The 16,073-nt window shown below is 34.7% G+C and carries 15 protein-coding genes and 1 pseudogene; 2 read left to right on the top strand and 14 right to left on the bottom strand.

The window, feature by feature from the left end; genetic code table 11:
• Positions 1-68 precede the first annotated feature (68 nt).
• Together AB8B52_RS03150 and AB8B52_RS03145 are read left to right on the top strand one after the other, a co-directional pair.
• Positions 69-980, top strand: a complete 912-nt coding sequence (locus AB8B52_RS03150) for an ABC transporter ATP-binding protein (RefSeq protein WP_406025157.1) — start codon at positions 69-71, stop codon at positions 978-980.
• Positions 971-1,081 (top strand): annotated as a pseudogene (locus tag AB8B52_RS03145) (RtcB family protein); the annotation flags it as partial. The gene AB8B52_RS03150 and the pseudogene AB8B52_RS03145, both read left to right, overlap by 10 nt.
• Positions 1,082-1,185: 104 nt before the next feature.
• On the opposite strand, the gene AB8B52_RS03140 reads toward AB8B52_RS03145, so the two are convergent.
• The 14 genes from AB8B52_RS03140 to AB8B52_RS03075 form a co-directional block, all read right to left on the bottom strand.
• A complete protein-coding gene (locus AB8B52_RS03140; RefSeq protein ID WP_406025155.1) occupies positions 1,186-3,441 on the bottom strand; it encodes an RND family transporter in 2,256 nt (751 codons plus the stop codon).
• A complete protein-coding gene (locus AB8B52_RS03135) occupies positions 3,438-4,013 on the bottom strand; it encodes a 4'-phosphopantetheinyl transferase superfamily protein (protein ID WP_406025153.1) in 576 nt (191 codons plus the stop codon). The genes AB8B52_RS03140 and AB8B52_RS03135 overlap by 4 nt, the downstream gene beginning before the upstream one ends.
• Entirely contained in the window at positions 4,013-4,264 is a 252-nt protein-coding gene (locus AB8B52_RS03130) for an acyl carrier protein (protein ID WP_406025151.1), read from the bottom strand. The genes AB8B52_RS03135 and AB8B52_RS03130 overlap by 1 nt, the downstream gene beginning before the upstream one ends.
• A 191-nt stretch (positions 4,265-4,455) precedes the next feature.
• Positions 4,456-5,727: a beta-ketoacyl-[acyl-carrier-protein] synthase family protein gene (locus AB8B52_RS03125; protein ID WP_406025149.1), complete on the bottom strand. Its 1,272-nt coding sequence runs from the start codon at positions 5,725-5,727 to the stop codon at positions 4,456-4,458.
• 70 nt (positions 5,728-5,797) lie between these two features.
• Positions 5,798-6,262 (bottom strand): 3-hydroxyacyl-ACP dehydratase FabZ family protein, encoded by a 465-nt coding sequence (locus AB8B52_RS03120; RefSeq protein ID WP_406025147.1) that lies wholly within the window; start codon positions 6,260-6,262, stop codon positions 5,798-5,800.
• 149 nt (positions 6,263-6,411) lie between these two features.
• Entirely contained in the window at positions 6,412-7,209 is a 798-nt protein-coding gene (locus tag AB8B52_RS03115; protein WP_406025145.1) for an enoyl-ACP reductase, read from the bottom strand.
• 119 nt (positions 7,210-7,328) lie between these two features.
• Positions 7,329-8,381: a type III polyketide synthase gene (locus tag AB8B52_RS03110; protein WP_406025143.1), complete on the bottom strand. Its 1,053-nt coding sequence runs from the start codon at positions 8,379-8,381 to the stop codon at positions 7,329-7,331.
• A 132-nt stretch (positions 8,382-8,513) separates the two neighbouring features.
• On the bottom strand, positions 8,514-9,176 hold the full coding sequence (locus AB8B52_RS03105; RefSeq protein WP_406025141.1) for a methyltransferase domain-containing protein: 663 nt from the start codon (positions 9,174-9,176) through the stop codon (positions 8,514-8,516).
• A 128-nt stretch (positions 9,177-9,304) separates the two neighbouring features.
• Positions 9,305-10,441 carry an NAD(P)/FAD-dependent oxidoreductase gene (locus AB8B52_RS03100; protein WP_406025139.1) on the bottom strand — a complete coding sequence of 379 codons (1,137 nt, stop codon included), beginning with the start codon at positions 10,439-10,441 and terminating at the stop codon, positions 9,305-9,307.
• On the bottom strand, positions 10,442-10,960 hold the full coding sequence (locus AB8B52_RS03095; protein ID WP_406025137.1) for a YceI family protein: 519 nt from the start codon (positions 10,958-10,960) through the stop codon (positions 10,442-10,444).
• A gap of 65 nt (positions 10,961-11,025) precedes the next feature.
• Positions 11,026-11,475, bottom strand: coding sequence for a 3-oxoacyl-ACP synthase (locus tag AB8B52_RS03090; protein WP_406025135.1), 450 nt, complete (start codon positions 11,473-11,475; stop codon positions 11,026-11,028).
• The gene (gene mtgA / locus AB8B52_RS03085) at positions 11,472-12,155 is read right to left on the bottom strand and encodes a monofunctional biosynthetic peptidoglycan transglycosylase (RefSeq protein ID WP_406025133.1); all 684 of its coding nucleotides are present in this window, start codon (positions 12,153-12,155) and stop codon (positions 11,472-11,474) included. Before mtgA ends, AB8B52_RS03090 begins: the two co-directional genes overlap by 4 nt.
• Positions 12,156-12,158: 3 nt before the next feature.
• Positions 12,159-13,274, bottom strand: a complete 1,116-nt coding sequence (locus AB8B52_RS03080) for an NAD(P)/FAD-dependent oxidoreductase (protein WP_406025131.1) — start codon at positions 13,272-13,274, stop codon at positions 12,159-12,161.
• A 54-nt stretch (positions 13,275-13,328) separates the two neighbouring features.
• Entirely contained in the window at positions 13,329-16,025 is a 2,697-nt protein-coding gene (locus tag AB8B52_RS03075) for a reprolysin-like metallopeptidase (protein WP_406025129.1), read from the bottom strand.
• Positions 16,026-16,073 lie beyond the last annotated feature (48 nt).

Here is a 16,073-nt window from a genome sequence, read left to right as displayed (position 1 = left end):
GAGAAAACCGTTTGAGAAATCAAGCGGTTTTTTTGTTCCATTATATTTCGAAACATTATTTTTGTACCATGCTCCAAGTAAAAGACGTTTCATTCGGATATACGAAAACCAAAGTTTTAAAAGCCATTACCTTTAATGTTGAAGCTGGTAAAAACTTAGCTATTATTGGTGAAAGTGGCTCAGGAAAAAGTACCTTATTAAAACTAATTTATGGTGAACACGATTTAAAACAAGGTGAAATTTTTTGGAAAGACGAACAAATTCTCGGCCCAGAATACAACTTGGTTATCGGTTACGAATTTATGAAGTACGTTACCCAAGAATTCGATCTAATGCCTTACACTTCGGTGGAAGAAAACATTGGGAAATACTTATCGCGCTTTTATCCTGAAGAAAAACAAAAACGCACCCATGAACTTATTGCAGTTGTAGAACTTGAAGCTTTCGCCAAAACCAAAGTGAAAAACCTAAGTGGAGGTCAAAAACAACGTGTTGCTATTGCAAGAGCTTTAGCCAAAGCACCCGAAGTTTTATTATTAGACGAGCCCTTTAGCCATATTGATAATTTTCAAAAACAAGGCCTAAGACGTAATGTATTTAACTATTTAAAATCAAATAATATAGCATGCATCGTTGCCACACACGATAAACACGATGTACTCGGTTTTGCAGATGAAATGATTGTACTCAACCACTCTAAAATCATTGCGAAAGACACACCACAAAACCTGTATAACAATCCTCAAACGCCTTTAATAGCTTCGTTTTTTGACGAATTTAATGTCATTGAAAATCATGGTATTGTGTATGCACATCAAATTAAAATTGTTGAGCACTCTGATTTAAAAGCTGTTGTCAAAACTTCTTATTTTAATGGAAATTCTTGGTTGATTGAAGCAGAATATAATTCTGAATCTATTTTTATTGCGCATCGAGTAAATGTGCAAAAAAATGAACAAATCTTTTTTGATTTGGTCTAATTGACGAAGTGATGCCTTATGGTTGTATTATGGCTGGCGATTGGCAGAAGAATGCACCTTGGAAAAACAAAAGACGTCAAGATAAAAAGAAGAGACATTAAATTATTAATAAAAAGACCTCACAGGTTTTAAAAACCTGTGAGGTCTCATAAAATAGATTTTAATTTATACAGCATTCATATATACAAATCTATATGCCTATAAATCATTTATCAAACCGCTTCAAAAGCGCAGGCAAATAAAAGATATCCGTAATCAAAGCCACAGCAACCGTTACAGCACAAAGCAAACCAAAATCTCTAACCGAAGGAGTAGCACTAGAGGCAATGATTAAAAAGCCAGCCACTAGAGCAAACGTCGTAGAAAGCAAAGCACCACCTGTGTAGCGCATGGCGGAATTCATTCGTGTTTCTGGCGAACTTTGATCTCCTTTATGACTCCGTCTGTATTTATACACCAAATGAATGGTGTCGTCCATCGCAATACCCAACATGATTGGTGTAATCATCGCTGTAGTAACATCTAACGGAATGTTTAATAAATTCATTAAAATAGCCAAAATCGCTAAGGGCAAAATGTTCGGGATTAAAACTAAAAACGTAGTTCTCAAACTTTTTATAAAAACTAAAAGACATAAAAAGGCCACAAAAAAGGCAGCAAAAAAAGATTTAAACTGGGTTTCTAAAATGAAATTATTGAGCTGTGCAAAGACAACAGCAAAGCCATTTATTTTTAGTTTATAAACATCTGTATCTACAGAAGTATCAAAATCTTTTTGAATATCTACAATGAGTTTTTCGAGTTGCGACGTTCTAATTTCTTTAAAACTAATGGTAATTCCTGCAGAGGTAAAATCGTCCGAAAACAATTTAAAAAACCGATTCGCTTTATGATCAACTTCTAAGAAAGTTTCTTGAATTTTGGTTTCCGAGACATTACTTTGAAATAATACAGGCGAGCGTTTCTCTAAAAACGACTTAATATTTACTACGGAAACAGGTGTTTCTATTAAAGGGTTTTCTTTGAGCTTATTCTGAAAACGTTCTAAGTCTTTGATGGCATTAGCACTCAACATCTTTTGACCATCTATAGTTGAAATATTTAATTGCATCCGCGCACTTCCGTTTAAGTGACTTTCAATCAGTCGTAAATCTGTCTTTTCAGTTCCTGCTGCTAAAAGATCGAGAGAATTGGTATCGATTTTCACCTTAAAAATAGAAAATACACCAAACAGCAATACTAAAGTAAATACCGTAATAATACTCGTTTTATACTGCGATGTAAAACCATTCAGCCAGTCGATAAATTTGTGTTGCGAATAAGATTTTATATTTAAAACTGGTTTTGAAGCTTCAAAATTAAGGGTCATAAAACTAAACCCAATAATAGTGATGAGATACACCAAAATAAAACTAAGCACTAAACCTACGCAGGTAAAAATGCCCATATTTTTAAATGCTGGTAAAGGAGATAAATACAACGCAAAATAGCCGACAAACGTGGTCAACGTAGTGTAAAAACAGGGCATAAAACTCTTACGAATGGCCAAAGCTAATAATTCAACTTTAGACAGCATGTTATGGGTTAACCCTTCTTTATGATAAATGTTGATAATATGAACCGCATCACTCACACTATACACCATAAGAATGGTTGGAATAAGCATCGAAATCATGTTGAGTTCAAACCCAAACGAGGTAATAATGCCAAACAATAAGGTTAAAGGTATAGCAACCGACAATAGCGCAACGATAAGATAACGCTTGCTCGGCAGCATAAATAAAAGCATCAACGTAATTACCAAAACGGTTAGCACACCAAAAATTAAACTCTCTTTATAAATCCCCTTACTATAAGCTTCGTTTAAAACAGGAGGTCCTGTTAAATGATAATCTGGAAATTGCTGAGCTATGATCCCTCTTACCTCACCAGCAATTTCTTTTCTATTGATTTCTATAGAAGGAGTGGGAGTCAATTGAATATAAAAAAATAGATTTTTATAATCTTCTGAAACCAATTGAGAGGTAACGCTCGGTAATTTAGAAAACAGATTTTTTAGACCCTTTTCGCTGCGTTTAGAGTTGTATAAATTGTCAAAATTTATTTTGTTATTGGCATAAATAGGATACTGTGCTTTTGCTAAACTGAATGAGGTATTGACGTAAGGCAAGCTATCAACGCTACTATGTAATTTAAAAAGTTGCTCTATTTCAGTTTCATCTAGTGCATTTTCAACAGGAAACATGGCTACAAAGATTTCATCAGAACCGAATTTTTTCTGAAAATCAATATAGGCTTTATAACTAGGATCGTCCTCTAAAAACCAAATGGACAATGAGTTATCGACACTTAAATTTTTGAAGGTTTGGTACGCAGAAATAGCCATTAAAATTGCCAAAACAACACTGATGACCATTCTAAATTTTATAATGAACGCTATACTCTGGCGTAATTTTTTCATAACTTCGAAATGGCATAAGTTCCATAAGTTCCATGGTGACTTAAAGACATTCCTATATTAAGTTTTTTAGAATTATGGTAAAGTAACGGAATTCCAAATTCAGATTTTACAAGTTTTACTTCGTGTTTCAACACATCGTATTGTTTAGATACTTTTGAAATTAAAGCCTCTTTAAGACGTGCACTTTGATGTTTCACTTCGTTTGATTCTAAATGAATACCTACTGAAGTCATTGGTTTTATATCTAAACGCGCTTCCGAAAGGATATATTGCTGCGTCATTTCTGTGTTCAAATAACATACAAAGTCCTTAAATTGAACCATTCCTTTCAATCCATCAATGGTACATTCAAACCGTTTGGGATTATAAAAGCGGCTGGGTTGTAATTGTGTGAATAATTTGTAGGCTGCTTCCTTCATACTCCATAAGCGCCAAACCATTAAAAATGAGTTTTCAGCATCATGAATACATTGCTGTTCTTTTAGTGTGAATAGCTTCTCTAAAAAACGAGGACGTTGCCAGTTAGATTTTAAGCTTGCTTCTTTAATATCAACAATATCGTTACCTACCATTAGCTGGCGAGCTTTGTATTGATAATTTCCATAGCAGATTTTACATCGAGCATTTTTTCCATGTCTTCGTTTTCTAATCGAATATCAAATTCGTCTTCGATATCTAAAATAATATCCACAAGATTTGCTGAATTTATTTTTAAATCTTGCACAAAATCGGTGTCCTCAGACAAGGTTTTAAAAGCAGCTTCATCTTGAACATAAGGTGCAACAATGGTTTTTAATTTTGTGATTAATTCGTCGTTAGTCATAGTCTTTTTTTGAAATGTAAAGTTATAATTTTTCGTCTGAAATTTAGACCTCACAGGTTTTAAAAACCTTTGAGGTCTTCCAGCAATAAATAACACTTAAATAAAGTCGTCGATTTTTAGGTTGATCTAGAAAATGAATCTCGATATATTTTTCTTTGTTCTGTTTAAAAACAGCCTAAAGGACACTAATATTACAATTTAAATTTCTTAAAAATAACACAGGCATTCACATCTCCAAAACCAAAACTTGCCTTGGCAATAACGTCAAAATTCAAATCTATTTTTTCTGTTGGAATACATTTCGAATCTATCAAGCTTTCAATATCAGGATGCAAATCATCGCAATTTATATTTGGTGCTACAAATTGGTCTTTCAATTGAATTACACTAGCCACACATTCAATAGCACCTGCTGCTGCTAAACAGTGCCCAATCAACGATTTTGTTGAATTGATATATGGAAATTGATTGCCTTTTCTATTCAAAGCTTTTATCCAGTTCTCCATCTCTAAACCATCTTTTGAAGTTGCTGTTAAATGACCGTTAACCACTTCAATAGCATCTGGTTTTAAATTTGAATTTTCAATGGCATTTTTAATACAACGCTGTACTGCTTTTGCATTTGGTGCGGTTAATGTGCCTCCTTGACGCTGACCTCCTGAATTCACTTCACCACCTAAAACCTCAGCATAAATAGTAGCACCACGTTCTAAGGCGCTCTCAAGAGACTCTAAAACCAATGCTCCCGCTCCACTTCCTGGCACAAAACCACTGGCTGTAGCACTCATTGGTCGTGAACCTTGTTCTGGGTTATCATTGTGTTTATAGGTCATTACACGCATGGCGTCAAAACCTCCCCAAAGATAAGGACCATGATCACTACAACTGCCCACCAACATGCGTTTTGCTTTACCACTTTGAATGCGGTCGAATCCCATTAATAAGGCTTCCGTTCCAGTAGTACAAGCCGAAGAATTTGTAGTCACCTGATTGCCCAAACCTAACATACCACCAAGATAAGCCGAAATGCCACTTGCCATGGTTTGTACTACTACTGTGCTGCCTAAACGTTTCACTTGCTTATCATCTAACTTGTAAATGGCTTCTCTAAATTTTTCAACGCCAGAGGTTCCTGTTCCAAAAATTAGACCTGTATAGTAGTCTAATTCACTTTCAGAATTCATCTCAAAACCTGCATCTTTCCATGCGTCAATGCCTGCTATGCAACCGTATAAAATTCCTGAACTGTTAAACCCACGTAATTGTAAATCTGTAAAATATTCTGATTTTTTTTCGTCTGAAATATTTGGGATGCCTCCTATTTGGCATGAAAAATTCAGGTCTTTTAGTTGTTGATGGAATGTGATTCCTGATTTTCCAGCCTTTAAAGCTTGGGTAAAGTCTGCAACTCCAACTCCGTTTGGTGCGACTACTCCTAATCCTGTGATGACTACTCTTTTCAATACTTTTGAATTTAAGACCTCACAGGTTCTCAATCCCGATAGCGATCGCGGACTGTGAGGTCTTTATAGATTAAACTTTTATCATTCCTGAAATTTTTCCTCTTGCTACCAATTCTCCTTTTGCATTTAGCATCTTCACTTTACACTTTAACTTATTAAAACGAAAAACCTCTTTTTCTGAAATTACAGTCACTTTTTCATTTGGCAATACGGGCAAATAAAAATCCATTTGGTGTGATGTCAAAGCTATTTTTGGTTTTTTAGAATCCTTTTTTGGTTCCTGAGGGTAGTCGAAAGACAATTGGTCTTTTAACAAATAAATCCCTAAGCAGACCAAACCAATTTGAGCCATACATTCGGTGAGAATCACTCCAGGTGTTATTGGATTGTTTTTAAAATGACCTTCGTAAAACGATTCGTCTTTTTTGAATGTGTAATGGCCTGTGATTCCATTTTCTGAAATAGCATCGATACCTTCTACAAATAGAAAGGGTTTTTGATAGGGTAATTGTTTTATGATTTGTTGATTTGTCATATTAATTAAGACCTTTCGACTGCGCTCAAGGTGACATTTCGTTACTATTTTTTCTTAGGTTATTCTCACTTCAGACCGTTCAACTTTTGACTTCGACTACACTCAGCCACCAAAAAAACCTGAAAGATCTCGGTCTTTATTAAATTTCCTTAAGAAAGATGCTCACCACCATCCACAGGAATAACGGTTCCGGTAATCCAAGCGGCTTCGTCTTTACTTAATAAATAAACGGCATTTGCTACGTCTTCTGGTAAGGTTAAACGTTTATTCGGATTACGTTTTAAGGTGTGTTCTATAATTTTATCACTGCCAGGAATCATGCGTAATGACGATGTATCCGTAACACCTGCTTGTATGCAATTGGCTTTTATTCCGAACGATGCAAACTCTAACGCCATATTTCTAGTAATAGCTTCAAGCGTGACTTTTGCTGCTGAAACTGCAGCGTAATTTTGCCACGGTTTGGTATTGCCTTCACTTGTGAAACTTACAATTCTGGCATCGTCGGCAAATAGTTTGGTATCAAATAAAGCTTTGGTCCAATCGTATAGGCTAATCGCCATAGCATTTATGGTTAGGGCAAAATCATCATTTTTTAATACTGGATTTTCATCAGAAATCATGGGTTTTAAATTGCCTTTAGCAACGCTATGTACTAAAATTTTTATCCTATGATTTTCTCCAAAAAGGACTTTTAAGTCTTCAATAACAGCATCTCTTTTTTCAGGTTTAAAAGCATCTGTATTAAAACTCTTAAATTGAATATGCTCTTGTTTTATAATCTCAAATTCTGCTTGAATTTCGTCCTCTTGCATTCTAGAATTACGGTGAACAATGCAAATATTTAAACCGTGTTTGGCTAGCTTTTTAGCTGTAGCTAAGCCTAAGCCACTACTTCCACCGAGAATTAATGCCCATTCATTTTTATTTTGAAATTCTTTTATCATTTTTTTAGTTAGCAGACCTCACAGTCCGCGATTGCTATCGGGATTAAAAACCTGTGAGGTCTTAGTTCGTGATTTAATGAGATACTGAAACAAGTTCAGTATCACAAAACTTCTTTTTGTCACCACTCCAACAAAATCCGTTGTGCTGAAAAACCTGGGCCAAAACTGAGCATTATACCTTTATCTCCTTTTGGTAAATCTCTGTCCATAAAACGCTCCAACACGTATAATACAGTTGCGCTACTCATATTGCCATAGAGCCTTAAAACCTCTTTAGTATCGTCTATATTTTTACCCAAAGCACCAAATAAATCTTCAACGGTTTGCACTATTTTTTTTCCTCCAGGATGAAATACCAAATGGTCTATATCATCAATCGTTAAATCATTTTTTTCTAAAAATGGGTGGATAATTTTTGGGAAATGGTCCGCGATGGTTTGCGGTACGGTTTGGTCTAAAACCATTTGTAGTCCTGTATTTCTAAGTTTAAAACCCATCATATGCGTCGCATCAAAGAAATGATACATAGCTTCATCCTTAATTTCTGGCCCTTTTTCATCTTCGTAAGACGATAAAATAACACTGGCACAACCATCACCAAAAATCGCTGCACTCACAACATTTACCATAGAATAATCATCTAACTGAAAGGTCGACGTTGGCGATTCTACTGCGATAACTACGGCACGCTTATTAGGATTAGATTTCAAAAAATTCTTAGCGTATAAAATGCCAGACACTCCTGCTGCACAACCCATTTCCGTTACAGGAAGGCGTACAATATCTTGTTTCATTTTTAAGCTGTTAATCAAATACGCATCTAACGACGGAATCATAATCCCAGTACAACTTACAGTAATGATATAATCAATATCTGTAGGTTGCAACTTCGCTTTATCTAAAACTTTTAGCAAGCTTTTTTCAGCCAATTTGATAGATTCTCTGGTGTAAATATCATTTTTTTCCTCGAAAGAGGTATTTAAAAACACCTCTTCAGGATTCATAATAGAGTAGCGTCTATCAACTGCTGCGTTTTCAAAAATCTTCAGAACTTTGCGTTTAAAACGATCTTCTTGACCTTCTAACCACAATTCTACAAAAGGTAAAATATCTTTTGTTTCTCTCGTATATTGTGGTAATTGTTTTGCTACTGCTGTTATTTTTACTGCCATATTAATTTCCTGCGAAGGCAGGAATCTTTTTTAATTAATATAAAATTGTGGTGTGTTTTTATATACTTTTATAGTCTTCACTCTCAACTCTTAACTCTTAACTCTTAACTCTTAACTCTTAACTCTTAACTCTTAACTAAAAATAAGCCATTGGTATCGAAATGCCCATTTCCATTTGATTTGAAAATTTAAATTCAATGATTTTGACATCTTTTCTAAATCCTCTCGTTTAAACGCTCTTAAAATAGAGGTTAATCCATCTTGCACAATCATATCGTTTGAAATGGTAATACCTAATAGCTTAAACAAACCATAAGCAATGGCACTGCGTTGCAAATCATTGACCACAACACCTAAGGTAGCGTTTGTTGAAAGATTATCCAACAAGGCTAAGATTTCTTTTTCTTTAAAATGATGTAAAAACAACGTTGTCAGCGCAATATCGTAATCTGAATCTTTAAATTCTTGAGAAAAAATATCTTGATTTCTAAAACTCAATTCCGGATAATCAACAGATAATTCACCTGCGTAATCAATGGCGTCTTGGTTGGCATCGATACCTACAAGCTTAAATTTGAAATTGTTTTTACGTCCAAAATCCGCCACCAATCTCAAAACATCTCCATGACCACAACCCAAATCTATAATAGTATACGTTTTGTCTTTGGATTGGTTTTTAAGCAATTTTTGAATACCATCTAAGGTCACACGATTACCGCCTAGCCATTTGTTAATACTTCCTAACTTATCTAAAGTATCGCGCATCAACTCACCTTTTAGGGTGAAATCGTCCATGATTTCGGTTTTATTACTTCGATATGTCGTATTTATAAATAAGCTCAAATTTTGTTTTTTGTTTTTTTGCTAGACCTTTAAGGTTTTGACTTCGACTGCGCTTAGTCACAAAAAAAACCTGCTAGGTCTCAATTATTAATAATCATCGGTTTACCGTGCGTCATTTTTATAATGAAAGGCATCAAAAATGGAAACCATTTCAAGACCATCAGAAGTTTCGGTGCCAACCAATTTTGGCGAAACAAATAAGCAATAGTGTGTCCTGCTTTTAAACGCAAACCAAAGGTTTTTTTCCAGCGTTTGGTATATGTTTTTTCTAAGGCATCTCGTTTTTTGATTTTTCCTACAAGATAATCAATAATCGGTTCTGATGCTAATTGTGCGCTTCTAATTGCCATTCCCATTCCGTTTCCACATAAGGGATGAATCATTCCAGCGGTATCACCACACATAAGGATATGATTTTCTATTGGGTTTTTTGTTTCAAAAGAAATCTGACTAATCGTAAGCGGCTTTTCAAACTCTGATTTTGTGCTATTAAAAATAGCTTTTAATTCTGAATTTTTAAACAAAACTTCTTTTTGAAACGTCTCAATATCTTTATATTTTTTGAAGGCTTCAAAATCCGTGATATAACATAAATTAATATGATTATTTTCCACTTTTGAAACGCCACAATAGCCTCCTTTAAAATTATGAAGTGCGACTTTATTTTCAGGGAAATCTCCTGACACATGAATTTTTACACCTAAATATGGCGACTTCTTTTTTATAAATTCTCGTTTAAATTGTACATCTAAATTAGAACGCTTGCCAAAAGCACCAATAACAATTTTAGAATGAAACTGGTCATCGCCTTTTGTTTCAACTTGAAATATATCTGACTCAAAATCGACATTTGTTACCACATCTTGAAGTACAGTAACTCCATTTTTTAGAGCCAATTTATAGAGTTGTAAATCCATTTCGAAACGACTCATTCCGAAACCACCTAAAGGTAAATTTGCCTTGATGCTTTTGTTATTGTGTGTGGTTAATTCGAAATTTGAGATTTTTTTTGCACCAAATTCAAAAGGATTAAAACCTAAAAATTCTAAATATGGTAAGACTTCATTAGAGATGTATTCTCCACACACTTTATGCTTAGGATAGTTGTTTTTCTCAATAAGTAATACTTTAAATGAATTCTTTGCCAAATGAATAGCACTTGTTAATCCTGCTAAACCACCTCCAATAATGATTACATCGAAATTGTTAGCTGTCATTTAAAACTTCTGATAATGGATGACTTTGATTCTTACCGTTTTACTCATAACAAAACTGCTGCCACCAACATCAAAATCTCTTCGATTTATCTCAAAATTTGATGTGATTTTATAAGCTGTTTCAGTTTTTGAAACCGTAAGTTTTATATTGATAAGTTTGGTGATTCCTTTTATTTTAAGATTGGCTTTTACAGTATATTGATTATCGGATACTTTTGTCACCGATTCACTTTGTAACGTAATTGTAGGATGTTTTTCGACATTAAAATAGTCTTCTTCTAACAAATGTTCGTCACGGCTATCGATTCCTGTTTCTAACGACGCCACCTTTATTGAACCAGAGATACGTTCCAGCGTTGCGGTAGCTTCATTAAACTTGGTGGTTACCGAAAATGAATTAAAATATCCATCGACATCTATTCCTAAATTACTAATTTCAAAGTCAATACGCGATTTGTTTTGCGAAAACCCAGTTAAGGAAACGCAAACAAGAACAATTAAAAGGCAACATGTTTTCATAATATACATCTGTTGTGTGAAGTTAAGGCACAAATGATAAAGACGAAAAGTGTTTTAACGTTTTTCTAAAGAATTTCTAAAATTTCAAAATTTGTGTCTCTAAATGAGATGCGATCACCAACACGTTTTGATAGCAATAATTTAGCTATTGGTGTTGCTGCTGATATGGCATAAAACCTAGAATCTATTAGTTCAATTTCGCCAGCACTAATGGCAATAAAGTAGTTTGATTTTGTGGTTTTAACCACACTTCCTAAAGCCACTATTTGATGCTTTGAAAGCTTGTTAATCTTCTGAAGTATTTGTTGTTGTTTTTCAATTTCAGCTAATTGATGACCTGCCTTTTCACGTTCTAATTGCAACATGGCTCTGCCTGTTTCGTGTTTATCACCAGCACTACTTTTAGTTTCTGATTCTAGGGATTTTTGAATGTCTGAAATCATTGTTTTTACCACTAACAGTCTATTATCGATAAAATTTAAGCAGGCTTTGTATAACTCTTCTTTTATTATCATTTTTGAGCTTTTAAATCGAATTTACCATAAAATCGCATTTGATTAACAATCCACTGTTTTCTGTTCTGAATATAATTAGAAGCCGGATTTGCGCGATACACTCTTGGGTTTGGTAATATTGCCACAATTGCCGAAGCTTCATGAGCACTTAAATTAGCCGCTGATTTTTTAAACCAATAATTTGCTGCTTCCTCGGCTCCATAGATGCCATTTCCCATTTCAATACTATTTAAATATACTTCGAGAATTCTTTCCTTGCTCCATAGTGTTTCAATCAAGAATGTGAAGTATGTTTCTAAACCTTTTCGCAACCAGCTCCGTTTTGGCCATAAAAAGACATTTTTTGCGGTTTGTTGGCTGATTGTGCTTCCGCCTTTAAGTCGTTTTCCTTTTTTATTCTGCTCGTATGCTTTTTCAATAGCTTCTATATCAAAACCGTTATGGCTTAAAAATTTTTGGTCTTCACTGCAAATAACTGCCAATTGAATGTTTTTAGAAATTTTATCTATAGAAACCCAATTGTGTTTTAAGGTTTTATGTTTGTCGGTGCTTTCAAAATAGCGAATCACCATTAACGGTGTTATAGGAACAGGCACATATTTGAATAAGACGACTAAGCCGACCGAAAATACAATGAACCAAAACACTACTTTAGCTAAAAATCGAAAAATTCTTTTCATAAATTAAGCTACTAAATTGGCTAAATCTTTTCCGATGGTACTACCGATGGCGACTCCCATACCACCTAATCTTACTCCACAAAATACCTTATTACTTAATGGTTTTACTATCGGCTTTTTTTGTTTACCGACTCCCATAATACCAGACCAACGCTGGTCGATTTGAAACTTTGTTGTTTGTAAAATAGTTGTTTTAAGTAATTCTTCAAGCTTATTTTGAATAATTTCTGTTTGCGCTAATTGTGTGGTTTCTTCAGTCTTAAAATCGAGATTACGACCTCCACCAAGTAAAATTCTATTGTCTATATTTCTGAAATAATAATAGCCTTCGTCTAAGTGAAATGTGCCTTTGATGTGTAAATTATCAATCGGTTTTGTGATTAGCACTTGTGCTCTGGCAGGTTTTACATCTTCATTTAAAAGTTGAGAAGCAAAACCATTGGTGGCAATTAAAAGTTTTGTGGTCGAAAACTCAAAGGTGTTAGTTCTAACCTTTATCGTATTTGCATCTTCGGAGAATTCTTGAACAGCTGTATTATTCAAAATTTTAACACCCAACGATTGTACTTTGTGTAAAAGTGCCTCCATCATTTTACCTGTATCAATCTGACCTTCAAACTGGTTGAAACTATAGTTTGCTTTTATATTTTTAAATTTGAAACTATTCTCTTTTAATGAAAACACATCTGCTTTAAAAATTGGCTTTAGTAATTTGTTCATGGGTTCTTGTTGTGCTAAACAAGTCTCATAAAGTGCAGTATCGTCGTTTAAAAATAGTTCGTAGCCACCTAATTGCTGGTAATCCATTCTTTTATCACCAATAGTTTCACGAAGTAATTGCAAACCATTCATTCGATTTTGAACAAGTTCTAAAACCTCGTCTTCTGCGTGCGATTTTAAGTCGTCAATAATTTCGCTTAAACTACCAAAACAGGCAAAACCTGCGTTTTTTGTGCTTGCGCCTTGTGGAAGGATTCCTTTTTCAAGAATTAAAATTTTAGATTTAGGAAAGCGACGCTTCAATTGTAAAGCACAATTAAGTCCTACAATGCCACTGCCAACAATTGTAAAATCAACGTTAGTTAACCAAGTTTTTATTTCCCAATAGGATAGATTCATAGCATAAAAAAAGCTCCTTAGATTTAAGGAGCTTTTAAAGTATTAATTAAATTCTTATTCTACGATGATTTTCTTTGTCACTTTTTGAGCACCATCAGAAATCATCAACATATAAACTCCAGATTGTGCGTTATTAAGTTGAATGACTTCGTCAAATCTACCAACATTATTAAAACTTTGACCGTAAATTTTACGTCCTCTAATATCATATACATCAATTGAAATGGCTTCTCCCGATTGCGGATTAAAACCAATATTAAATTCGCCGTTATTAGGATTAGGATAAATAGTGAGCTCGCTTAGTTCATTATCTTCTATACTTAACGTTTCTGTACATATTTCTATTGACCAATTGTTTAGAGTCCCTGTATCGCCAGAAAAGAAATCTGCAATTAAAATCGTCCAATCTCCTTGCGCGTTTAATCCTGTAAATGCGGATAATGGTTCTACTGGATTATACGTATTACCTGCTCCCGTTAAAGCACAATCTATGGCTGCAGCACCATCTTCAAATTCGATAAGTATATCATCGTTGCTTGTGCAATTTCCTGACCATACATTAACCTGCGTAGTGCCATCTGGATGGGTTAATCTCACCAATAAATCTCCGACATAAGTATGACTGATATCTACATTGAACTTCACAGACTCTATAGTAACGTTATCAGGAACATTAAGTGTTCTTACTAAAGGAGGTCCATTTGCTGGCCCAGTTGTACCAGTACCATCCGCAATAGCTAAATTGACATTACTATCACTATACGTAGTACAATCTATGGTTACACCAATAGCAAAGTTATTACTATTGACATTAAAAAATATACTATTAGCCGCTTCTACCATAATTCTACAATTAGAAGAAGCTACATTTGGCACTGTAATATTGTGTGATCCGTCATTTGGTGTGTTTGATGCTAAAACGGTATCAAACGTTAAGCCTCCATCTGTAGATAGTAAAATGTTTACGTTAGCCTCATTGACATTATTGCCTGTTGTTCCTGCAACATCCCATGTTACGGTTTGTGTTGACCCTATATCCCAAGAAATTCCACTAGTGTTTTGTGACGTTACAATAAAAGGGCCTGCTGCTGCTCTTACGGTGGCTGTTAGCGCCACATCATCTGTCTGCCCTCCACGAGCATCATTATCTCTTACAGTTAGTCTATAATTTATATTTCGACTAACAGTGGCTAGTTTTTCCCAAGTGGTTGATATGCCACCACTTAAAATAATATCTGAAAGTCTCGGCACATAACGCACAGGATTTGATGTTCCTTCAAAAGATCTTACTAGAGGTCCTGACGATGTTGTTTCTGTAGGTAAGCCTGATGGTCCTAAATCATATTGCTCCCATGTATATGTTAATGTTGCTAATCCATCTGCGTCAGTGGAATTACTTCCATCTAATTTATAAGGTGTGCCTTGAGGAATATTAAAATTAGTACCTGAAGCAGCTGCGACAGGCTCAATATTTCCAGTAGGAGTTCTGTTAACTGGACAAGCACCAGTGCTTAACACGTGATTCCAAATACGATTTAAACTTCCTTGATGAAAATAAGCATCACTTCCTATTTGAATATTGTCAGAACCACAAATACCAGCATAAGCCATTATCGTAGAGCCACTACCTGGCTCATAAGCATTTGACGCTGATCTATTTCCACCTGCACAATTACCAACATTACCGTTAAAAGTGTGTGGAGCACCGAACTGATGTCCTAACTCGTGAGCTACAAAGTCAATATCGAAAGCATCGCCTACTGGAGATGAAATGCCTGTAACACCACTTGCTTTTTGATTCGTATTACAGGTGACACCTAAACCAGCTAAACCTCCTGCTCCAGTGCTAAAAGTATGACCTACATCATAGTTGGATGCACCTATGGTAGAATTTATAACACTTTGACTCTGTCCTATCAATACATTTGTAGAATCATTGTTAAACGGATCAGTAGTAGCGTTAGTAAATAATATACTTGAATTATTACCAACCAAAGTCATTGTTATGGATAAGTCTCTCTCAAAAACACTATTTACTCTAGTTATGGTTACAACTATTGCTGCTAAAGCTCCAGCAACTGTTCCACCATGGAAGGCGGCGTATTCACCAGTACAAGCAACTGCAAGACGATAGTCTCTTAACAAACCATCGTTTGCGTTTCTAGCCATAGAAATCGACTCTTCGTAGGCTCTATTCATTAAATCATTATCAATAACTCCACATTCGAAATCAAAATTTCTTGCTTTTAAGTTTTTCTTTGAATAAACAGTATAGATATCTCCGTCCTCTGAAAACGGATCGATAAATTGTGTACCACTAGAAGTGCCTAAAAACATAGCATGCAATCCTTTTGGAGTGATACTAAATCTAATTATTTCTGATGGATTATCAATACCCTGTCCTGCATAACTTCTAATGTTAGGGAACTGTTCTTGAAGCTCTGATTCCATTATTGAAGCTTCAAATACTCTAAATTTATTTAGTTTACCATCTGAATTTGGAAAAGAAATAACAGTGTTTCCTATATTTTCCCTGTTTCCGACATTTTGCAAAGCACTCTTTAAAGCATCAATATCTAGTTGAAAGTACTTTTCAGTTTTCAGTTCAATTTTTCTCGAAACTTGTTCCGTCCCTTTAGCTTTCATTTCGGAGACACTTGTCCATAATTCATTTGAATTTTGTGAATGTGTCGTTAAAGAGAAACACATTACGACAAATGTTGCCATTTGTATCAGGTAATTTTTAATCATAATTGTTGTTTTTATTCCTGCTAAAGTTAATACAATTATTCTGTGTAA

This window comes from Winogradskyella sp., from assembly GCF_045105575.1.
Classification (GTDB): domain Bacteria; phylum Bacteroidota; class Bacteroidia; order Flavobacteriales; family Flavobacteriaceae; genus Winogradskyella.
The sequence above is the reverse complement of the archived record's forward strand: the minus strand, read 5'-3'. Positions and strand labels throughout refer to the sequence as shown.